This window comes from Rathayibacter sp. VKM Ac-2835 (genome assembly GCF_013266705.1).
Lineage (GTDB): Bacteria > Actinomycetota > Actinomycetes > Actinomycetales > Microbacteriaceae > Rathayibacter.
In genome coordinates this window covers 950,668-971,189 of record NZ_JABSNQ010000001.1, presented here as the reverse complement: position 1 = coordinate 971,189, position 20,522 = coordinate 950,668, and the positions used below count along the sequence as shown (strand labels likewise).

Below are 20,522 nucleotides of genomic sequence, written 5' to 3'. Positions count from 1 at the left end.
TGGACGGGCTTGGTGCGGCCCGCCAGCGAGAGTACGGAGGGGTCGTGTCCTGCCCCCGTCCGCTCGGTGAACGCGCGGTGAACGACGGGTCGCCCCCAGGCGGAGCGGAGCGCGGAGGAGCAGTATTCGCGCGGCACGTCTGCGCCGCGCACGGGCTCACTCCAGCGGCGCGTGGGTCTCGATGGCGACGATGCCGGAGCCCGGGTGCTCGACGGAGAGGTGCACGACGGCGAAGCCGCCGGTCGGCAGATCGGAGGCCTCGTCGAGGTACGGGCCGATCGGGGTCGCGGTGGCCAGCGCGAGCTCGCGCAGGATCTCGGGGATCACCGGCCGGTGGCTGCAGAGCACGGCGCTCTTGCGCGCCCGCACCCGCTTGCCGACCAGGGAGCGGATGTCGGCCGACCCGTGCTCGCCCGCCTCCTGGCTGAGGTCCTCCGAGAGGCGGACGGGCCGCTTGAGCAGCGTGGCGAGCGGAGCGATCGTGGCCCGGCAGCGCTTCGCCGTGCTCGTGACGAGCCGGCGGGGCCGCCAGGCGGCGACGGCGCGGCCCGCCGCGGCCGCCTCCTCGACGCCCCGGCGGTTGAGCCGCCGCGTCGAGTCACGGCCGTCCCAGGAGGAGGCAGGGACCGCCTTCGCGTGCCGCAGCACCACGACGGCGAAGGTGTCGTGCGTGCCGCGCGCGACGATCCGCGCGAACTCGTCCACGATCTCGATGTCGTGCGGGTACGTGAGGTAGCTGCGGGCGCGCTTGATCGTGACCCACTCGAGCGCCTCGACCTCGCGGTTCGGCACGAAGTCGGAGGAGAGCACCGCCTTCTCGGTCACCCGGGCCGCCCAGTAGTGCACGGTCTTCGGGCGCCCGTTCGGCAGCGTGTACTCCACGGTGCCGAGCGGCACTCCGAGCGCGACCGCGAAACCGGTCTCCTCCCGGATCTCGCGGACCGCGGTCTCGGGCAGCGACTCGCCGGGGTCGACCTTGCCCTTGGGCAGGCTGACGTCCTTGCGGTGCGGCCGGTGGATCACGAGGACGTGCGGACGCCCCTCGATGATCCGCCAGCACACGGCGCCGGCCGCGAAGACGGTTCCCGTCACGGCGTCAGCGGGTGGAGGCTCGGGAGCCGGTCCGCGTCGCCGTGCGCTTGCGATGCGTGATGTGCGCCATCAGCCGGTTCTGCAGATCGGAGAGGGGAGCGCCGTCCTCGTCGAGGTGGTGGCGGGTCCAGATCCCGTCCGGGCCGAGCCACCAGGAGGCCGTCTTCTCGTCCATCGCCCGGTCGAACATGTCCGCGATCTCGCTGAGGTGCGTTGGCTCGACGATCCGGACGAGGGCCTCGACGCGGCGGTCGAGGTTGCGGTGCATCATGTCGGCGCTGCCGATGAACACCTCGGGCTCGCCGCCGTTGACGAAGCTGAAGATGCGGGAGTGCTCGAGGTAGCGCCCCAGGATCGAGCGGACGCGGATGGTCTCGGAGAGCCCCTCCTGCCCGGGCTTCAGCCCGCAGATGCCGCGGACCCACACGTCGACGGGCACGCCGGCCTGGCTCGCCCGGTACAGCGCGTCGATCACGGACTCGTCCACGATCGAGTTCATCTTGATCCGGATGCCGGAGGGGCGGCCGGCGCGGGCGTTCTCGGTCTCGGCGGCGATGCGCTTGAGCAGTCCCTTGCGCAGGTGGCGCGGTGCGACCAGCAGGCGCTTGAACTTCTTCTCGATCGCGTAGCCCGAGAGCTCGTTGAAGAGGCGGGTCAGGTCCTTGCCGACCTCGGGGTCGGCGGTCAGCAGGCCGAGGTCCTCGTAGATGCGCGAGGTCTTCGGGTTGTAGTTGCCGGTGCCGATGTGGGAGTAGTGCCGGAGCACCCCGCCCTTCTCCTGCCGGATGACCAGCGCGAGCTTGCAGTGCGTCTTCAGCCCGACGAGGCCGTAGACCACGTGCACGCCGGCCTTCTCGAGCTTGCGAGCCCAGGAGATGTTGGCCTTCTCGTCGAAGCGCGCCTTGATCTCGACGAGCGCGAGCACCTGCTTGCCCGACTCCGCCGCGTCGATCAGCGCCTCGACGATGGGGGAGTCGCCCGAGGTGCGGTAGAGCGTCTGCTTGATCGCGAGCACGTCCGGGTCGGCCGCCGCCTGCTCGAGGAACGCCTGGACGCTCGTCGCGAAGGACTCGTAGGGGTGGTGCAGCAGCACGTCGCCGCGCGAGACGGCCTTGAAGATGTCCTGGCGCTGGTTCGGCTCGCTCGGCGAGAGCTGGACGGCCGTCGTCGGGACGTGGTTCGGGTACTTGAGGTCCGGCCGGTCGATCTTCTGCAGGCTGAACAGACCGCCGAGGTCGAGCGGCGCGGGGAGCTTGTAGACCTCCTGCGTGGTGATGTCGAGCTCGCGGACGAGGAGCCCGAGGGTCTCGTCGTCCATGTCGTCGGTCACCTCGAGGCGGATGGGCGGGCCGAAGCGACGACGCAGCAGCTCCTTCTCGAGCGCCTTGATCAGGTTCTCGGTCTCGTCCTCGTCGACCTCGACGTCCTCGTTGCGGGTGACCCGGAAGACGTGGTGGTCGAGGATCTCCATGCCCGGGAAGAGGTCGTCGAGCTGGTTCGCGATGAGGTCCTCGAGCGAGATGAAGCGCATCGGCTCGCCCGGAGCGGCGACACCCGCGATCCGCACGAAGCGCGGCAGCATCTGCGGCACCTTGAGGCGGGCGAACTCGGTCTTCTGGGTCTTCGGATTGCGCACCCGGACCGAGAGGTTGAGCGAGAGCCCGGAGATGTAGGGGAACGGGTGCGCCGGGTCGACGGCCAGCGGCATCAGCACGGGGAACACCTGCGCGGAGAAGTAGTCGTCGAGCACCGCGCGCTCGGCGTCGCTGAGCTCGCTCCAGCGCACGATGTCGATGCCGGCGTCCCGCAGGGCCGGCTCGACGAGCTCCTTGAAGGCGCGCGAGTGCCGCTGCTGCAGCAGGTGCGCCTTCTCGGAGATGTCGGTCAGCACGTCGACCGGCACCCGCCCGATGTTGGTCGGCAGCGCCAGGCCGGTGAGGATGCGGCGCTTCAGCCCGGCCACGCGGACCATGAAGAACTCGTCGAGGTTGGACGAGAAGATCGCGAGGAAGTTGGCGCGCTCGAGCGCGGGCACCAGCGGGTCCTCGGCCAGCTCGAGCACGCGCTGGTTGAACGCCAGCCAGCTCAGCTCGCGGTCGAGGTAGCGGTCGTCCGGCAGCAGGGGGTCGGAGTGACCCTCCTCCTCGTCGTCGAAGTCGTCGTCGAGGTCATCGCTCAGGCCGTCTTCGAGAATCAGGTTGTCGCCGTCCATGCGACCATCCTGGCACCGCGCCGGACGCGCTCGCGCCGCCCGTGGTGAATGCCGGGTGAACCCGGCCCGGGGAGGAGCCGCGGAGTCGGTGGACCGGTCAGCGCACCGCGGGGCGGCGGTGCAGGTACTGCACGTCGACGGCGGCATCGGTGAAGCCGAGGGAGCGGTAGAGCGCCACCGCGGAGCGGTTCTCCGCCTCCACGTAGAGGTCCGCGACGGTGCAGCCGCGCGCGACCATCCGGGCGAGTCCCGCCCCGAGGAGCGTCCGGCCGAGTCCGCGACCCGCCGTCTCGGGGGCCACGCCGAGCACGTAGATCTCGCCCGTGGTCGACTCCGGCTCGATCTTCAGCCAGTCGTAGCCGACCAGCGCGCCCTGGGCGTCACGGAGGAGAAGGAAGTCCTCGTTGTGGTACCAGGGCTCGGCCCGGCGCGCGGCCAGGTCGTCCTCGGTGATCCGCCCCTGCTCGGGATGCGCGGCGAAGACGCGGGCGTTGAGGGCGACCCACTCGGCCGGATCGAGGTCGCGCGCGTCCGAGAGCGTGAAGTCCTCGGGGACGCGCACCGGCGGGGCGACGAGCGGGTCCAGCGCGAGGTGCAGGAGCGTCCGCACCGGCGCGAAGTCGTGCGAGGCGGCGAGGGCTCTGGCCGCCGGGTGGTCGCCGTGCGCCCAGGCCAGCAGCCCGGTGCGCCCGCTCGCCAGCACCTGGTCGAGGACGGCGCGGCCGAAGCCGACCCCGCGCCACTCCGGATCGACGACGAACTCGAGCTCGCCCTGGCCGAGCACGGCGGCTGCGACCACCACGTCGGCGCGGAGGCCGACGAGCAGCGTCCGCGAGCCCGCGCGCGCGTCGATCAGCGTCTGATCGCTGAACGGCGGCCGGCCGTCGAACCAGGAGGCCCGGCCGATCAGGTGCTCGAGCCCCGCGGCGACGGCGGGATCGGCCAGGTTCTCAACCGAGAGATTGAGCGACTCGTTCATTGTCCTCTTCGTACACGTTGAAGCGGTAGCCGACGTTGCGCACCGTGCCGATGAGCGATTCGAGATCGCCGAGCTTGGCGCGCAGGCGGCGCACGTGCACGTCGACCGTGCGGGTGCCGCCGAAGTAGTCGTAGCCCCAGACCTCGCTGAGCAGCTGCTCGCGGGTGAAGACGCGCGACGGGTGGGTCGCGAAGAAGCGCAGCAGCTCGAACTCCTTGAAGGTGAGGTCGAGCGGTCGCCCGTGCACCTTCGCCGAGTAGCTCGCCTCGTCGATGACGACGCCGGAGGCCTGGATCCGCGAGGTCGACTGCTCCTGCGCAAGGCGGCCGATGACGAGGCGGATGCGCGCGTCGACCTCGGCGGGGCCGGCGGAGTCGAGGATGACGTCGTTCACGCCCCAGTCGGCCGAGACCGCGGTGAGCCCGCCCTCGGTGAGGATCAGGATCAGCGGGACGTTGATGCCGGTGGTGGTCAGGATCTTGCAGAGCGACTTCGCACTCGCGAGGTCCTGCCGGGCGTCGACGAAGATCAGATCGCAGCTCGGAGCGTTCACGAGGTGCGCCGGCTCCGCGGGGATCTGCCGGGTCTTGTGGCTGAGCAGGCCCAGCGCGGGGAGGACCTCGGAGCCACCGGCTGAGGTCAGTATCAACAACTGCGCCACGGATCCTCCAGTAATGGTCTCCGGCAATACTAGCGGCGGGTCGGGAAGCCCGATTCCCTGGGGCACAATTGGGGGATGGGCAGGGATCGCGCGGGAGTGGGAGCGGTCTGGGCGCTCGCGCTGGCCGGCTCCGTCGTCACCCTCGTGCTCGCCCCGTCCGGGTCGCAGCAGCTCTGGCTGGCGCTGACCTTCGGCGGCTGCGTCCTCGCGACCTTCGCCGCGCAGCTCGCCGTCGCGAAGGCGGACGGCTACCTGGTGCGCACGATGACGAGCGTGGTCGGCGCGATGATCGTCGTCGCCGTCGCCAGCGGGATCGCCGCCCTCACCTCGCTCTGACAGCCCTCCTCCGCGTCGGTGCCGCCGGATAGGATGGAGCCATGCTTCTCGCCCTCGAACTCTTCTATCTCGGACTGCTCGGGCTCGCCTCCCTCGCGATCGCGTGGGTCTCCGGCGTGGTCGTCTACAAGCTCTACCGCGGCCAGCGCTAGCCGCCGCCGGAGCAGGTTTGATCTCCCTCCCCTCGGGCCTCCCGCCCGAACTCGTCCCGCTCTCCTGGCTGCTCGGCGTCTGGGAGGGATCTGGCGTCATCGACTACGCCGTCGGCGACGACTCCGTGCAGGCCGAGTTCGGCCACCGCGTGAGCTTCAGCTACGACGGCCTGCCGTACCTCAACTACAGCTCGTACACCTGGCTGCTCGAGGACGACAGCGAGGTCGGCCACCGGCCGCTCGTGAGCGAGATGGGCTACTGGCGGCTCAGCAGGCCGCTCACCGACGCCGACGCGGGCCCCGCGATGCTGCCGGGTCGCGGCGCTCCCGCCTTCCCCGACGCCGAGTCGGTCGAGACGCTGCGCAACGGCGCGGGCGGCTTCGACATCGAGGTCGCGCTCGTGCACCCCGACGGCGTCAGCGAGCTCTACCTCGGCCAGGTCAAGGGCCCGCGGATCGACCTCGCGACCGACGCGGTCATGCGCACCGCCGCCGCGAAGGACTACGCGGCCGCCACCCGCCTCTACGGCCTCGTCGACGACCACCTGCTCTGGGCATGGGACATCGCCGCGCTCGGCCAGGGGCTCCGCACCCACTCCTCCGGAAGGCTCGCCCGTGTCGAATGAGGCCGTGTCCTCCGAGCCGGTGCCGATCTCGCCGCTCCTCTCCGCCCCCGGCGCCGTCGTCGGCACCAGCGCGGCCGAGCCCGGCGTCGCCGCGCACTACGGCGAGCCGTTCCGCGAGCAGCGGGCGCTCGCCGCGGGCACCGCGGTCGTCGACCTCTCGGGCCGCGGCGTCGTCACCGTCACCGGCCCCGACCGCCTCACCTGGCTCGACTCGCTGACCAGCCAGGCGCTCACCCGCCTCGCACCCGGCGACTCGGCCGAGACCCTGCTGCTGGACCCGTCCGGTCGGATCGAGCACCTGATCCGCGTCGTCGACGACGGCGAGACCGCGTGGCTGCTCCTCGACCGCGACGAGACACCGGGGCTCGCGGCCTGGCTCGACCGCATGCGCTTCATGCTCCGCGTCGAGATCGCCGACCGCACGGCCGAGTTCGCGACGCTCGCGACGCTCGGCGACGGCCCCGCCACCGCGCTGGCCCTCGAGCTCGCGGGGGAGTCCGGCATCAGCTGGCTCGACCCGTGGGCGCAGGTGCAGCCCGGCGGCTGGCAGTACGCCCTCGCCCCGGTCCACCCCGCGACCGGTTGGACCGCCCGCGAGACCCTCGTCCCGCGCGAGGCGCTCGAGCGGCTCGCGGACCGGGCCCGCGTCGCCGGCGTCACCCTGGCCGGCTCCGACGCCCTCGAGGCGCTCCGCATCGCCGCCTGGCGCCCGCGGCACGCGACCGAGGTCGACGACCGGTCGATCCCGCACGAGCTCGACCTGCTCCGCTCCTCCGTGCACCTGGCCAAGGGCTGCTACCGCGGGCAGGAGACGGTCGCCAAGGTGCACAATCTCGGCCACCCGCCCCGCCGCCTCGTGCTGCTGCAGCTCGACGGCTCCGACTCCGCCCTGCCCGGGCACGGCGACGTCGTCACGGCACTCAAGGGCGGCGAGCCCGTCGAAGTGGGCACCGTCACCGCGAGCGCCTGGCACTACGAGGAGGGCCCCATCGCCCTCGCCGTGGTGAAGCGCTCGGTTCCGGTCGACCTCGAGCTCACCGTGCTCGCCGGCGAGATCCGCGTCTCGGCCGCGCAGGAGGTCGTCGTCCCGCCCGGTGCCGGTGCGGAGGCGGGAGTGCCCCGCCTGCCCCGGCTCGGGGCAGCGACCAGGTAGGCCACGCCGTGGTGGCCGCAGGACCCGCTCGGCGGGATCGGGCGGCCGCGCGGATCCGCGCCCTCGTCCGTGTCGACGACCTCCGGCCCGGCCGGGGCGTCGCGCGCGCCGCGGCGTCGCTGCCCGCGGTGCTGCAGATCGTCCTCGCGGCGATCCTCGCCTACTCCGTCTCGCGCTTCGTCTTCGGCCACCCGGCTCCGGTGCTGTCGCTGACGGCGACCATCTCGAGCCTGGGCATCGCGCGCGACACCCGGCCGAAGCAGGTCGCGGAGACCGCGATCGGGATGCTGATCGGCATCACCGCGAGCGAGGTGCTGCTCCTGCTCTGGGGCACCGGCGTCTGGCAGCTCGCCGTGGTGCTCGCTATCGTCTTCACCGTAGGGCGGGCGCTCTCGCCCTCGCCCGGCTTCGCGGTGGCGGCCGGCACGCAGGCGATGCTGGTGATGATCCTGCCCGCGCCCGACGGGGGAGTGTTCACGCGGAGCCTCGACGGTCTCGTCGGCGGTCTCGCGGCGCTGCTCTGCACCGCGATCGTGCCGCGCAACCCGCTGCGGGCAGCGCGCGCCGAGGCGCGACGGCTGGTCGCGGCGCTCGCCGAGACGGTCGACGCGCTCGCCGACGCGCTCCGCCAGGGCGACCAGTCCGCGTCCGCGACGGCACTCGAGCGCGTCCGCGGCACGCAGCCCGTGATCGACGGCTGGACGGCCGCCCTCGACTCGGCGATCGGTGTCGCGCGGATCTCGCCGTTCGTCCGGCGGCACCGCGCCGAGCTGGAGCGGCAGCGCACGATGCTGGCCGCGCTCGACCTCGCGACCCGCAACCTCCGCATCGTCGCTCGGCGGACGGACTTCCTGGTGGGCGACGCCGTCCCGCGCGCGGCACTCGCGGACGTCGTGCTGCGCTTCGGGACGGGCGTCGCCCTGCTCGGCCGGGCCGTCACCGAGCCCGCGGTGCTCGCCCTCGCGCGTCAGGACCTCGTGCTGCTCGCGACGACCCTCGATCCGCAGGTGCTCCTCCCGGACGCGCGGCTGGCGGAGAAGACGCTGCTGGTCATCCTCCGGCCGCTGGTCGTCGACCTGCTGACGGCCACCGGGGCGAGCTCGGCCGAGGCGAGAGCCGCGCTGCCCGAGCTCGCCTGACCGGCCGGGCCCCGCCTGCGATCAGGCGTTGGTGGCGTCCTGCACCTCGCCGACGAGCTCCTCGATGATGTCCTCGAGGAAGAGCACGCCGGTGGTGCGACCCTCGGCGTCGACCACCCGCGCGAGGCGCGCGCCGGTGCGGCGGAGCGCGGCGAGCGCGTCCTCCAGCTCGTCGCCCGCCGAGACCGCGGCGAGGCGGCGGATCCGCTTGGCGGGCACCGGAGCGTCCGAGGCGTCGAGGTCGGAGACGTCCTTGAGGTGCAGGTAGCCGCCGGGCAGGCCGTCGGCGTCCGCGAGCAGGTAGCGGGAGTAGCCGTGCTCGGCGACCGCGCGGCGCACGTCCGCGGGAGTCGCCGCGGCGGGCAGCAGCACCAGCCGCTCGATCGGCACCGCGACGTCGACGACCCGCTTGGTCGTGAACTCGAAGGCCGCGGTGACGGTGCCGGAGGCGTCCACCAGCACGCCCTCGCGGGTCGACTGGCGCACGATCGCCGCGACCTCGTCGAGCGTGAAGGCGCTCGTCGCCTCGTCCTTCGGCTCGACCCGCACCAGGCGGAGGATGCCGTTCGCGACCGCGTTCAGCGACCAGATCAGCGGCTTCACCAGGCGCGAGACGAGCACGAGCGGCGGGGCGAGCAGCAGCGCGGCGCGGGTCGGCACCGAGAACGCGAGGTTCTTCGGCACCATCTCGCCGAACACGACGTGCAGGAAGGTGACGAGCAGCAACGCCGCGACGAACGCGATCACGCCGATCGCCTCGGCGGAGAGCGCTGTGAAGCCCAGCGGGATCTCGAGCAGGTGGTGGATCGCCGGCTCGGAGACGTTGAGGATCACCAGCGAGCAGACGGTGATGCCGAGCTGGCTCGTCGCGAGCATCAGCGTGGCGTGCTCCATCGCCCACAGCGTGGTCTTCGCCGCGCGGCTGCCCGCGTCGGCCCTCGGCTCGATCTGGGAGCGGCGGGCCGAGATGACGGCGAACTCGGCGCCGACGAAGAAGGCGTTGACGATCAGCAGGACCACCAGCCAGGCGATCCCGGGCAGGTACTCACTCATGGACGGCCCCCTCGGCTCGGAGCGCGGCGACACCGGTGGCATCGCCTCCGTCGGCAGCGTCTCCGCCGGCGGCCGGGGTGAAGCGGACGCGGTCGACGCGGTGCGCGGCGACCCGGTCGACCCGCAGCACGCCGCCCGTCACGGCGACCTCGTCGCCGAGCTCGGGCACGCGGCCGAGGGTCGAGGCGAGGAAGCCCGCGACCGTGTCGTAGTCCTCGCCCTCGGGCACGAGGACGCCGAGGCGCTCCGCGACCTCGTCCGGGCGCAGCTCGCCGCCGAAGGTCGCCGAGCGGCCCGAGCGGATGACGCCGGCCCGGCTGCGGTCGTGCTCGTCCTCCAGCTCGCCGACGATCTCCTCGACCAGGTCCTCGAGGGTCACGACTCCCGCGGTCCCGCCGTACTCGTCGACGACGACCGCGATGGCGAGGCCGCTGCCGCGCAGGGGAGCGAGCAGGGCGTCGGCGCGAGCGGTCTCCGGCACGCGCATCGGTGCGGTCATCAGCGACTCGGCGGTGACCGTCGAGCGGAGCGACGGCTCGAGAGCGAACGCGTGCTTGACGTGCAGGACGCCGCGGATGTCGTCGGAGTCGCGGCCGAGGACGGGGAAGCGGGAGAATCCGGTGCGGTTCGCGAGGCCCACGACGTCCTCCGCGGTGCTCTCGAGCGCGACGGAGGCCATCCGGACCCGCGGCGTCATCACGTCGGCGACGCTGCGGCTGGAGAAGCGGAGCGTGCGGTGCAGCAGGTCGGCGTGATCGCGGTCGAGGGTGCCCTCGAGCACCGAGCGGCGCACGAGCGAGCCGAGCTCGTCGGCGCTCCGGGCTCCCGAGAGCTCCTCCTTCGGCTCGATGCCCATCGCGCGGATCAGGGCGTTCGCCGTGTTGTTGAAGAGCAGGATCACGGGCTTGAAGACCGTGGTGAAGAGGATCTGGAACGGCACGACGACCTGCGCGGTCTTCAGCGGCAGCGCCAGCGCGAAGTTCTTGGGGACCAGCTCGCCGATCACCATCGAGAAGACGGTGGCCAGCACGACGCCGACGACCGTGCCGATGCCGGGCACGATCTCGGCCGGGACGCCGAGGGAGCGCAGCGGGCCGTCCAGCAGCGAGCTGATCGCCGGCTCGAAGGTGTAGCCGGTCAGCAGCGTGGTGAGCGTGATGCCCAGCTGTGCGCCGGAGAGGTGGGTCGAGGTGATCCGCAGGGCGGAGATCGTCGGATCGAGGCGCTTCTCGCCACGGGCGCGGCGCTCCTCGAGCTCGTTGCGGTCGAGGTTGACCAGCGCGAACTCGGACGCGACGAAGAGTCCGGTGCCGACGGTGAGGAGGAGGCCGATGACGATGCCGAGCCATTCAGGCACCCGCGGCACCGCCGATCAGGGTCGAGGTCGGTGCGGCGGGCGAGGGTTCGGTGCCCGAGGGTTCAGGGGGAGGGTCGTCCATGGGGCACGAGGGTAGCGGGCGCGAATATGAGAATGCTCACAGTGACGGGGTCGCGTCATGCGGAGCCACCGCGTCCCAGGCGATGGTCACCTCGCCCAGCCGCCAGCGTCGCGGTCCGCCGAGGATCGGCCACTCGCCCCGCAGCGACGCGACGGAGGCGATCCAGCGCTGCGTCGGCCCGTACACGGCGAGCGGGGCGGCGTGCAGCCAGGCCCGCTCGAGCGCGAGCAGGAAAGCGTGCACCGGCTCGCCCGCGACGTTGCGGTGGATCAGCGCCTTCGGCAGCCGCTCGGCCGCGATCATCGGCGAGGGCACGGCGCCGAGCCGGAGCGACAGGGTGAGGGAGCGGGGACCCTCGCGCCCGATCTCGATCCAGGTGCAGATCCGGCCGATCTCGTCGCAGGTCCCCTCCACCAGGACGCCGTCCGGGGTCAGCCGGTCGGTCATCGTGTGCCACGCCTCGGCGACCGCCGACTCGTCGTACTGCCGGAGGACGTTGAAGGCGCGGATCACGCTCGCCCGCTGCCGCCCGGCCAGGGGGACCTCGAAGCCGCCGCGCTCGAAGCGCACCCGGGCGTCGGCGGGGAAGGCGGTCCCGCCCTCGCGGACGCGATCGAGCTGCCGTCGCGCCGTCTCGACGCGGGCCGGCTCGATCTCGAAGCCGACCACGTCGACGCCGGGCGCCGTGCGGACCAGGCGGCGGTGCAGCTCGAGGGTCGTGACGGCGCTCGCACCGAAGCCGAGATCGACCACGATCGGCTCCGCGGTCGAGCGCAGCACCGGCAGCTCGGCCAGGCGGCGGTCGACCCGGCGGAGGCGGTTGGTGCCCGTCGTGCCGCGGGTGACGGCTCCGATCGGCATGGTCTCCAGCGTATCCGGGGGCGGAGGGGCCGCCTCTAAACTGGACGCATGTCCGAGACCTACACCCTCATCCTCGTGCGCCACGGCAACAGCGAGTGGAACCAGAAGAATCTGTTCACCGGCTGGGTCGACGTGCGGCTCACCGAGCAGGGCGTCGCGGAGGCGACCCGCGCCGGCGAGCTGCTGACCGAGGCGGGGCTGCACCCCGACGTCGTCTACACCTCGCGCCAGACCCGCGCGATCCAGACCGCGAACATCGCGCTCGAGAAGGCCGATCGCCTGTGGATCGACGTGAAGCGCTCCTGGCGCCTCAACGAGCGCCACTACGGCGCGCTGCAGGGCAAGGACAAGGCGCAGACCCTGGCCGAGTACGGTCCCGAGCAGTTCATGACCTGGCGCCGCTCGTTCGACGTGCCGCCGCCCCCCATCGACGACGAGGACCAGTACTCGCAGGCGCACGACGAGCGCTACGCCGACCTCGGCGACGACCTGCCCCGCACCGAGTCGCTCAAGCTCGTGATCGAGCGGATGCTGCCGTACTGGGAGTCGGACATCAAGCCGGACCTCGCCTCGGGCAAGACCGTCATGATCACCGCGCACGGCAACTCGCTGCGTGCGCTGGTGAAGACGCTCGACGGCATCTCGGACTCGGACATCGCCGAGCTCAACATCCCGACCGGCATCCCCCTCGTCTACACCCTCGACGAGAACTTCGAGCCGATCGGCGAGGCCCGCTACCTCGACCCGGAGGCCGCCGCCGCCGGCGCCGCCGCCGTCGCCGCCCAGGGCGCGAAGAAGTAGCCCGCCCCCTCGCACCGCCGCACGGCCCGCCGGAGTCCCCACTCCCGCGGGCCGTCCGCGTCTGCACCCGCCCCCCCCGTGGAGCCGGGCGCTCTGACACCCCGAGCCGTCGCGACGGTGGATCTCGATACGCGCGCTGCGCGCGCTACTCGATCACCATGAATGACCGAGCCAGGTCGCGGAACGCGCCCCTTCCCTGCTGGCGCTGCTCGATCACCACGGACGCGAGAACGAGGTCGCGGTACGCGCCCCTTCCCTGCTGGTCGAGTAGCCGCGGTACGCGGCGTATCGAGACCCCGCGCCCATTCGACGGTGGATCTCGATACGCGCGCTGCACGCGCTACTCGATCAGCAGGGAAGTGCGGGCACCGACCAGCGAGGCCCGGCCGCCGTCACTCGACGACCGAGCGCTGAGAGTCGAGACCAGCCGCCCCCCACAAGGCGAACGAGTGAATCGCGTGCCAGCGATTCGCTCTAGCCGTTCGCGCCCCGCTCCGCGGAACGCAAGCACGCGGTCTGCCGACCGCGGTCGATATCGCGCTCGCGCGACATCGATAAATAAGCTCAGCCCCAGTCGCCCGAGATGAGGTACTGGACCTTCTTCGCGATGGACACCGCGTGGTCGGCGAAGCGCTCGTGGTAGCGGCTGGCGAGGGTGGCGTCGACGGTGTCGGCGGCCTGACCCTTCCACGCCTCGCTGAGCACCTTGTCGAAGACGCTGACGTGCAGCTCGTCGATCTTGTCGTCCTCGTCGCGGATCTCCTCGGCGAGGCGGGGGTCCTGCGTGCGCAGCAGCTCGGTGAGCTTGTGCGCGACGACCACGTCGAGGCGGCCCATCTCGACGAAGGTCGGGCGGAGCGTCTTCGGCACGACCTTGTCGGGGAAGCGGTAGCGGGAGAGCTGAGCGATGTGCTCGGCGATGTCGCCCATCCGCTCGAGCGAGGCGCTGATCCGCAGCGCGGACACGACGGTCCTCAGGTCGCGGGCGACCGGTCCCTGGCGGGCGAGGATGTCGATCGCCAGCTCGTCGAGGCTGATGGCCAGCTCGTCGATGCGGGCGTCGCTGGCGATGACCTCCTCGGCGAGGGAGACGTCGGAGTGGTTGAACGCCTGGGTCGCCTTCTCGATCGCGATCTCGACGAGTCCGGAGATCTCGACGAGCCGATCCTGGACTTCGGCCAGCTCCTGCTGGAAAACTTCGCGCATCTTCTTCTCGACCCTCTCTGCGGCACGCACGGAGGACGGTGCCGTTCCACGCCGCGCACGACGCTGCAACTGCACCAGGTCGGCGCAGGCGCAGTCATGATGACCACGGCAGGTTAACGAACGGTGCCGAGCGTTTGAACAGTACTCGACCCGCGACCCGTCGCCGGGCATCCGGTAGGGAGACGGGCGGTGGATGGATAGCCTGGGAGCGTGGATCCGGGCCTGATCGTCGTGCTGTCGCTCGTTCTCGGCATCGTCATCGGCGTCGTCCTGACGAGTGTCGTGTCGCTCGCCGCACGTCAGGGGCGGATCGCCGCCGAGGTCGTCACCGTCGGCCTGCCCGAGGGGATCGGCGCGATCATCGACGCCGTCGGAGCGCCCGCCTTCGTGACGGATCCGTCCCACAACGTGCTCAAGGCGTCCGCTCGCGCGATCTCGCTCGGCCTCGTCTCGCAGGACACGCTGCTGCATCCCGACCTTGTCGCGATCGTCGACCGGGTGCGCCGCTTCGGCGACGACATCGAGCAGGACCTGGAGCTGGCGACGAGTCCGCTCTCGGACGCCGCGGTCACCCTGGTCGTGCACGCCACGCGGCTCGGCTCCCGCTTCGTGCTCGTCCTGGCCGAGGACCACACGGAGGCCCGCCGCCTGGAGGCGGTGCGCCGCGACTTCGTGGCGAACATCTCGCACGAGCTGAAGACACCGATCGGCGCGGTCGGCCTCCTCGCCGAGGCCCTCGACTCCGCCGCCGACGACCCGAAGCAGGTGCGCCGCTTCGCGCACCGCCTCACGCAGGAGTCGCACCGCCTCGCGAAGATCACCCGCGAGATCATCGAGCTCTCCCGCCTGCAGTCCGCCGACGTCGCCGGCTCCGCCGAGGTCGTCCGCGTCGACGACATCGTGGTCGCCGCGCTCGAGACGACCCATGTGATGGCGGAGTCGCACGACGTCACCCTCGTCAAGGGCGGGATGAAGAAGGCGTACGTCGCCGGCCAGGAGAAGATGCTCGTCTCTGCGCTGCACAACCTGCTCGCCAACGCCATCCAGTACTCGCCGCCCGGCTCCCGCGTCGGCATCGGCGTCCGCTCCACCGGCGGCGTCGTCGAGATCGCCGTCACCGACCAGGGCATCGGCATTCCGGAGGAGGACCTCGACCGCGTGTTCGAGCGCTTCTACCGCGTCGACCAGGCCCGCTCGCGTCACACCGGCGGCACCGGCCTCGGCCTCAGCATCGTCAAGCACGCCGTGCAGAACCACGGCGGCGACGTCCGCGTCTGGTCCAAGCCCGGTCGCGGCAGCACCTTCACCATCCGACTCCCCGAAGTAGACCCGGCCAGGACGCCCTTCGCGTCCGCCGCCCCGATAGGAGACACCGCGTGACCAGCATCCTGCTCGTCGAGGACGAGAGCGCCCTCAGCGAGCCGCTCAGCTACCTGCTCGAACGCGAGGGCTACGACGTCACCGTCGCCGAGGACGGCCTGCGCGCCGTCGCCGCCTTCGACGACGGCGAGTACGACCTGATCCTGCTCGACCTCATGCTCCCCGGCATGCCCGGCACCGAGGTGTGCCGCGAGATCCGCACCCGCTCCGCGATCCCGATCATCATGGTCACCGCGAAGGACTCGGAGGTGGACATCGTCGTCGGGCTCGAGCTCGGCGCCGACGACTACGTCACCAAGCCGTACTCGACCCGGGAGCTGCTCGCTCGCATCCGGGCCGTCCTCCGCCGCCGCACCGAGGACCCGGGGGAGGAGCGCATCGTCGTGGCCGGACCCGTCCGGATGGACATCGAACGGCACACCGTCGAGGTCGACGGCGTCGAGACCCCCATGCCGCTCAAGGAGTTCGAGCTGCTCGAGATGCTCCTCCGCAACGCCGGCCGCGTCCTCACCCGCGGCCAGCTGATCGACCGCGTCTGGGGCAGCGACTACTTCGGCGACACCAAGACCCTCGACGTCCACGTCAAGCGCATCCGCTCCAAGATCGAGAAGACGCCCAAGGAGCCGGTGCTCCTGGTGACCGTCCGCGGCCTCGGCTACCGCTTCGACGCCTGATCGCGGGGCCTGGCGGGGGCGTCTGCGGCGTCGTCGTCGGTTGCGATACCGCCGGTATCGCGCCCTCCTCCGCCTTGCATCCACCCCACCAGGCCCCGCGATCCACTTCTGACGGCGGGGGCAGCGAGCCGCCGTCTCTAGAGGTGCGGGCGCTGGTCGGGCCGTCGCTGTGCGACGAGCGGGTTCGGCGGAACATGCTGGTCGAGTAGCCTCGCAGGGGCGTATCGAGACCCGCGCGCCGGAACGACGAAGGGCCGCCCACCGCAGTGGACGGCCCTTCGCGAGGAGCGGGTGCTATTCCGCCGGGGCGTCGACGCCGGGCTGCACGGTCGGGGTGGGCAGCGCCGTCTGCGCCGGGTTCGCCGTGGGCGTGACCGTCGGGGTGGCCGACGGGGCCGGAGTCAGCGTCGCGTACGCCTCGAGGGCGTTCGTCAGGATCGGGACGAGGAGCTCCTTGCCCTCCTCCGAGCCGTACTGGAAGTAGACGGGGAACAGGCTGCCCGGGAGGGTGTCGAGGCCCTCCATCGTGACCGCCTCGGTGCTGTCCGGCCGGACCTCCGTGCGACCGGGGACCGCGTCCACGGTGTCGCTCGTCCGGCCCGTGCTCGCCTCGTACTGCACCTCGACGCTCACCGTCTCGTCGGTGTCGTTGATCAGCGAGACGACGAGCGTGCCGACCTCGCCGTCCTCGGAGATGATCATCGCGTTGCGGATGGACACGTCGCCGACGGTCGCACCCACCCCGTCGCTGGGGTCGTAGATGGCCCGGGTCGCCTGCGGGGCCACCAGGTTGCAGCCGGCGGTGGCGAACGCGACGCCGACCGCGAGAACGACGGATGCAGCGATACGCGCCTTCACGGGTTCCTCCAGATCATCGGCCCCGCCCACCCCGGGCAGGGCGGATTCGAGGTGCAGGAGCCGGAAAAAGAATAGCGCAGCCGCGCTCTCGTCCCGGCCGGGCTGCCCCCTCCGCCCGCCCGCTGCTACTGTGACCGGCGGCGAAAGGACGTCCCGTTGCACACCGTCACCGGATCGACGCCGAGCGCGGCCGTCGTCATCGTCGCCGCCGGCAGCGGCACCCGCCTCGGGCGCGAGCTGCCCAAGGCGTACGTCCAGTGCGCGGGTGTCACGATCCTCGAGCGCAGCCTCCGGAGCGTCCTCAGCCTCGCCGAGCCGGTGCAGGTCGTCGTCGTCGCCCCGGAGTCCCTCGTCGACACGACCGTCGAGCTGTGCCGCAGCGCCTCCGGCCCCGAGGTCGAGGTCCTCGTCGCCGCCGGCGGAGCCACCCGGCAGGACTCCGTGGCCCGCGGGCTGGCGCTCCTGCTCCCCGGCGTCGAGACCGTCCTCGTGCACGACGCCGCCCGGGCCCTCACTCCCGTCGCCCAGTTCGAGCGCGTGCTCGCCGCCGTCCGCTCCACCGGCGGTGGAGTCATCCCGGGACTCCCCGTCACCGACACCATCAAGCGCGTCGACGCCGACGCCGCGATCCTCGACACCGTCGACCGCTCGCAGCTCGCCGCCGTGCAGACGCCGCAGGGCTTCCCGCGGCAGCTGCTCGACGAGGCCTACGCCGCCGCCGACCGCGAGTTCACCGACGACGCGGCCCTGCTCGCCTCCCATGGCCGCGGCTCCGTCGTCGTCCCCGGCGACCCGCTCGCCTTCAAGATCACCACCCCCTGGGACCTCGCCCGGGCGGAGCAGCTGCTCGCGCCGCCGCCGTCGGCCGCGGTGCCGCGGGTCGGCATCGGCACCGACGTGCACGCCTTCGACGACGCGTCGCCGCTGTGGGTCGCGGGCCTGCACTGGCAGGGGGAGCGCGGGCTGTCCGGGCACAGCGACGGCGACCCGGTCGCGCACGCGATCTGCGACGCCCTGCTCGCCGCGGCGAACCTCGGCGACATCGGCTCCCGCTTCGGCACCGACGACCCTCGCTTCCAGGACGCGCACGGCGAGGTCTTCCTCCGCGCGACCCGCGAGCTCGTCGAGGCCGCCGGCTTCACGATCGGCAACGTGTCGGTCCAGCTCATCGGCAACCGGCCGAAGTTCTCTCCGCGGCGGGAGGAGGCGCAGCAGCTGCTGTCCGCGCTCCTCGGCGCACCGGTCAGCGTCGCGGCCACCACCTCCGACGCGCTCGGCTTCACCGGACGCGGGGAGGGGGTCGCGGCGACCGCCACGGCCCTCGTCCTCCCCACCCCTGGATCCGGGCGCTGATCCACCGCGCGGAAGAGCCGCCCGGGCGCGACCGCCCCGCCCGGTAAACTCGCGGCGTGACTCTGCGACTGCATGACTCGAAGGCCCAGGCCCTCGTCGATTTCGTCCCCCTCCGCGAGAACGAGGTCGGGATGTACGTCTGCGGACCCACGGTGCAGTCGTCCCCGCACATCGGGCACCTGCGCTCCGCCCTGGTCTACGACCAGCTGCGCCGCTGGCTCGCCTACCGCGGCTACCGGGTCACCCTGGTCCGCAACGTGACCGACATCGACGACAAGATCCTCGCGATCGCCGAGCAGGCGCGTCGAGCCGCCGGCGAGGGCGAGCCCTCCGAGCAGTGGTGGGCCCTCGCCTACCGCGTCGAGCTCGAGTTCACGGCCGCCTACTCCGCCCTCGGCATCCTGGCGCCGACCTACGAGCCGCGGGCGACCGCGAGCATCGCCGAGATGGTCGCGCTCGTGCAGCGCCTGATCGAGCTGGGCCACGCCTATCCCGCTCCCGACGACTCCGGCGACGTCTACTTCGACACCCGCTCCTGGCCCGACTACGGCGCGCTCACCCACCAGCGCCTCGAGAGCATGGAGGCGGCGACCGACGCCGACCCGCGCGGCAAGCGCGACCCGCACGACTTCGCCCTGTGGAAGGGCATGAAGCCGGAGGAGCCGGAGTCCGCCTCCTGGGCCTCGCCCTGGGGCAGGGGCCGCCCCGGCTGGCACATCGAGTGCTCCGCCATGTCGACGAAGTACCTCGGCACGCAGTTCGACATCCACGGCGGCGGGCTCGACCTGCGCTTCCCGCACCACGAGAACGAGCTCGCGCAGTCCAGCGCGGCGGGCCACGCCTTCGCCAGCTACTGGCTGCACAACGGCCTCGTCTCGGTCACCGGCCAGAAGATGAGCAAGTCGCTCGGCAACTCCGTCTTCGCCTCCGAGCTCCTCGACTCCGCCCGCCCGCTGGTCGTGCGCTACTACCTCGGCTCGGCGCACTACCGCTCGACGCTCGAGTTCCACGACGGCGCGCTCGAGGAGGCCGAGGCCGCACTCGAGCGGATCGAGGGCTTCCTCGACCGCTCGCGACGGCGCCTCGAGGGCACCCGCTTCGCCGCGGTCGGCGAGCCGGTCGTGCCCGAGGAGTTCGCCGAGGCGATGGACGACGACCTCTCGGTCCCGCAGGCCATCGGCGTCCTGCACGAGACCGTGCGGGCCGGCAACGCCGCCCTCGACGCGGAGGACCTCGGCACGGTGTCCGCGCTGCGCACCCAGGTCCTCGCGATGGCCTCGGTCCTCGGCATCGACCCCGAGGCACCCGAGTGGGCGCGCTCCGACGACGAGCCCACCTACCGGGCCCTCACCGTGCTCGTCGACCGCCTGGTCGCCGAGCGGCAGACCGCGCGCGAGCAGCGCGACTGGGCGGCCGCCGACCGCATCCGAACCGATCTCGCTGCTGCGGGAATCACGATCGAAGACACCCAGACGGGTGCGCATTGGAGTCTCGATGGCGAATAAGCCCGGCCGCCCAGGAGCGGTCCGCAAGAAGAGCAAGGGCAAGGCCGTCGGTTCCGGCGGTCAGGGCCGTCAGGCCCTCGAGGGCAAGAAGCCCACGCCCAAGGCCGAGGACCGGCCGTACCACCCCGCGGGCAAGGCGAAGCTGGCGCGCGAGCGCTTCGTCGCCGCCGGCGGCAAGGGCCGGCCCGGAGCGGCGCTGAGCGGCGCGGCTCGCGGTCAGGGCCGCCCTGCCCCGTCCCGGAAGCCCAAGAGCGGTGACGAGTCCGAGATGGTCACCGGCCGCAACTCGGTCCTCGAGGTGCTCCGCGCCAAGATCCCCGCCACCACTCTCTACCTCGCCACGCGCATCGAGATGGACGACCGGGTCAAGGAGGCGCTCAAGCTCGCCACCGCGCGCGGCCTCCCCGTCCTCGAGGTCATGCGCCCCGAGCTCGACCGCCTCGCCGGCCCCGACTCCGTGCACCAGGGCCTCGTGCTCAAGGTGCCGCCGTACGAGTACGCGCACCCGAGCGACCTGCTCGAGCGCAGCGTCTCCCGCGGGGTCGTCCCGCTGTTCGTCGCGCTCGACGGCATCACCGACCCGCGCAACCTCGGCGCGATCATCCGCTCCGTCGCCGCCTTCGGCGGGCAGGGCGTCATCGTGCCCCAGCGCCGCTCCGTCGGTCTCAACTCGGCGGCGTGGAAGACCTCGGCCGGCGCCGCCGCGCGCGTGCCTGTCGCGATGGCCTCCAACCTCACCGCGATGATCAAGGACTACAAGCGCGAGGGCGTCTTCGTCATCGGCCTCGACGGCGACGGCGACACGATGCTCCCGGGCCTCGAGCTCGCCGACCGTCCGCTGCTCGTCGTCGTCGGCAGCGAGGGCAAGGGCCTCTCGCGCCTCGTCACCGAGCAGTGCGACGCCGTGGTCTCCATCCCGATCAGCGCCGCGACCGAGTCGCTCAACGCGGGCATCGCCGCGTCGGTCGCGCTCTACGAGATCTCCAAGCTCCGCGCCGCCTCCGAGTAGCGCGGGCAGCGCGGGCGCCGGCACGGCGATCTG

At 72.1% G+C, this 20,522-nt stretch carries 19 protein-coding genes; 10 read left to right on the top strand and 9 right to left on the bottom strand.

The genetic code is table 11. The features are described from left to right. Positions 1-156 precede the first annotated feature (156 nt). The 4 genes from HRK28_RS20430 to HRK28_RS04480 form a co-directional block, all read right to left on the bottom strand. Positions 157-1,092 (bottom strand): NUDIX hydrolase, encoded by a 936-nt coding sequence (locus tag HRK28_RS20430; protein WP_173250538.1) that lies wholly within the window; start codon positions 1,090-1,092, stop codon positions 157-159. A 4-nt stretch (positions 1,093-1,096) separates the two neighbouring features. Next, positions 1,097-3,304: an RNA degradosome polyphosphate kinase gene (locus HRK28_RS04490; RefSeq protein WP_173250537.1), complete on the bottom strand. Its 2,208-nt coding sequence runs from the start codon at positions 3,302-3,304 to the stop codon at positions 1,097-1,099. A gap of 97 nt (positions 3,305-3,401) precedes the next feature. Beyond that, positions 3,402-4,283, bottom strand: coding sequence for a mycothiol synthase (gene mshD / locus HRK28_RS04485; protein WP_173250536.1), 882 nt, complete (start codon positions 4,281-4,283; stop codon positions 3,402-3,404). Further along, on the bottom strand, positions 4,255-4,944 hold the full coding sequence (locus HRK28_RS04480) for a winged helix-turn-helix domain-containing protein (protein ID WP_123445147.1): 690 nt from the start codon (positions 4,942-4,944) through the stop codon (positions 4,255-4,257). Before HRK28_RS04480 ends, mshD begins: the two co-directional genes overlap by 29 nt. 75 nt (positions 4,945-5,019) lie before the next feature. On the opposite strand from HRK28_RS04480, the gene HRK28_RS04475 reads away from it, so the two are divergent. The 4 genes from HRK28_RS04475 (at position 5,020) to HRK28_RS04460 (ending at position 8,350) form a co-directional block, all read left to right on the top strand. Next, complete coding sequence (locus HRK28_RS04475) at positions 5,020-5,280, top strand: hypothetical protein (RefSeq protein WP_173250535.1); 261 nt, start codon at positions 5,020-5,022, stop codon at positions 5,278-5,280. 169 nt (positions 5,281-5,449) lie between these two features. Beyond that, positions 5,450-6,058, top strand: a complete 609-nt coding sequence (locus HRK28_RS04470; protein ID WP_160087778.1) for an FABP family protein — start codon at positions 5,450-5,452, stop codon at positions 6,056-6,058. 4 nt (positions 6,059-6,062) lie between these two features. Beyond that, the gene (locus tag HRK28_RS04465; RefSeq protein WP_367948339.1) at positions 6,063-7,211 is read left to right on the top strand and encodes a folate-binding protein YgfZ; all 1,149 of its coding nucleotides are present in this window, start codon (positions 6,063-6,065) and stop codon (positions 7,209-7,211) included. An 8-nt stretch (positions 7,212-7,219) separates the two neighbouring features. Then, positions 7,220-8,350, top strand: a complete 1,131-nt coding sequence (locus HRK28_RS04460; RefSeq protein WP_173250534.1) for an aromatic acid exporter family protein — start codon at positions 7,220-7,222, stop codon at positions 8,348-8,350. Between the two features lie 21 nt (positions 8,351-8,371). Here HRK28_RS04460 and HRK28_RS04455 read toward each other — a convergent pair whose 3' ends face one another. The 3 genes from HRK28_RS04455 to HRK28_RS04445 form a co-directional block, all read right to left on the bottom strand. Continuing rightward, positions 8,372-9,403 (bottom strand): hemolysin family protein, encoded by a 1,032-nt coding sequence (locus HRK28_RS04455; protein ID WP_173250533.1) that lies wholly within the window; start codon positions 9,401-9,403, stop codon positions 8,372-8,374. Beyond that, entirely contained in the window at positions 9,396-10,760 is a 1,365-nt protein-coding gene (locus tag HRK28_RS04450; protein ID WP_173250532.1) for a hemolysin family protein, read from the bottom strand. The genes HRK28_RS04455 and HRK28_RS04450 overlap by 8 nt, the downstream gene beginning before the upstream one ends. A gap of 118 nt (positions 10,761-10,878) precedes the next feature. Further along, complete coding sequence (locus HRK28_RS04445; protein WP_160087786.1) at positions 10,879-11,703, bottom strand: class I SAM-dependent methyltransferase; 825 nt, start codon at positions 11,701-11,703, stop codon at positions 10,879-10,881. A 48-nt stretch (positions 11,704-11,751) separates the two neighbouring features. Here HRK28_RS04445 and HRK28_RS04440 point away from each other — a divergent pair, with 48 nt between their 5' ends. Further along, complete coding sequence (locus tag HRK28_RS04440) at positions 11,752-12,504, top strand: phosphoglyceromutase (RefSeq protein ID WP_159985709.1); 753 nt, start codon at positions 11,752-11,754, stop codon at positions 12,502-12,504. Positions 12,505-13,068: 564 nt separating this feature from the next. Here HRK28_RS04440 and phoU read toward each other — a convergent pair. Next, positions 13,069-13,710: a phosphate signaling complex protein PhoU gene (gene phoU, locus HRK28_RS04435; RefSeq protein ID WP_160087790.1), complete on the bottom strand. Its 642-nt coding sequence runs from the start codon at positions 13,708-13,710 to the stop codon at positions 13,069-13,071. A 210-nt stretch (positions 13,711-13,920) separates the two neighbouring features. Between phoU and HRK28_RS04430 the strand changes: the two genes are divergently transcribed. Together HRK28_RS04430 and HRK28_RS04425 are read left to right on the top strand one after the other, a co-directional pair. Continuing rightward, positions 13,921-15,090 carry a cell wall metabolism sensor histidine kinase WalK gene (locus tag HRK28_RS04430; RefSeq protein WP_160087792.1) on the top strand — a complete coding sequence of 390 codons (1,170 nt, stop codon included), beginning with the start codon at positions 13,921-13,923 and terminating at the stop codon, positions 15,088-15,090. After that, complete coding sequence (locus tag HRK28_RS04425) at positions 15,087-15,764, top strand: response regulator transcription factor (RefSeq protein WP_160087794.1); 678 nt, start codon at positions 15,087-15,089, stop codon at positions 15,762-15,764. Before HRK28_RS04430 ends, HRK28_RS04425 begins: the two co-directional genes overlap by 4 nt. 294 nt (positions 15,765-16,058) lie before the next feature. Here HRK28_RS04425 and HRK28_RS04420 read toward each other — a convergent pair whose 3' ends face one another. Further along, positions 16,059-16,622 carry a hypothetical protein gene (locus tag HRK28_RS04420; protein ID WP_173250531.1) on the bottom strand — a complete coding sequence of 188 codons (564 nt, stop codon included), beginning with the start codon at positions 16,620-16,622 and terminating at the stop codon, positions 16,059-16,061. Between the two features lie 156 nt (positions 16,623-16,778). Between HRK28_RS04420 and ispD the strand changes: the two genes are divergently transcribed. From ispD to rlmB, 3 genes are read left to right on the top strand one after another with little or no spacing between them, the layout of a single operon-like run. Beyond that, positions 16,779-17,975 carry a 2-C-methyl-D-erythritol 4-phosphate cytidylyltransferase gene (ispD, locus tag HRK28_RS04415; protein WP_173250530.1) on the top strand — a complete coding sequence of 399 codons (1,197 nt, stop codon included), beginning with the start codon at positions 16,779-16,781 and terminating at the stop codon, positions 17,973-17,975. A gap of 56 nt (positions 17,976-18,031) precedes the next feature. Continuing rightward, positions 18,032-19,480 (top strand): cysteine--tRNA ligase, encoded by a 1,449-nt coding sequence (gene cysS, locus HRK28_RS04410; protein WP_173250529.1) that lies wholly within the window; start codon positions 18,032-18,034, stop codon positions 19,478-19,480. Continuing rightward, on the top strand, positions 19,470-20,489 hold the full coding sequence (rlmB, locus tag HRK28_RS04405) for a 23S rRNA (guanosine(2251)-2'-O)-methyltransferase RlmB (protein ID WP_160087802.1): 1,020 nt from the start codon (positions 19,470-19,472) through the stop codon (positions 20,487-20,489). Before cysS ends, rlmB begins: the two co-directional genes overlap by 11 nt. The last annotated feature ends 33 nt before the right edge of the window (positions 20,490-20,522 follow it).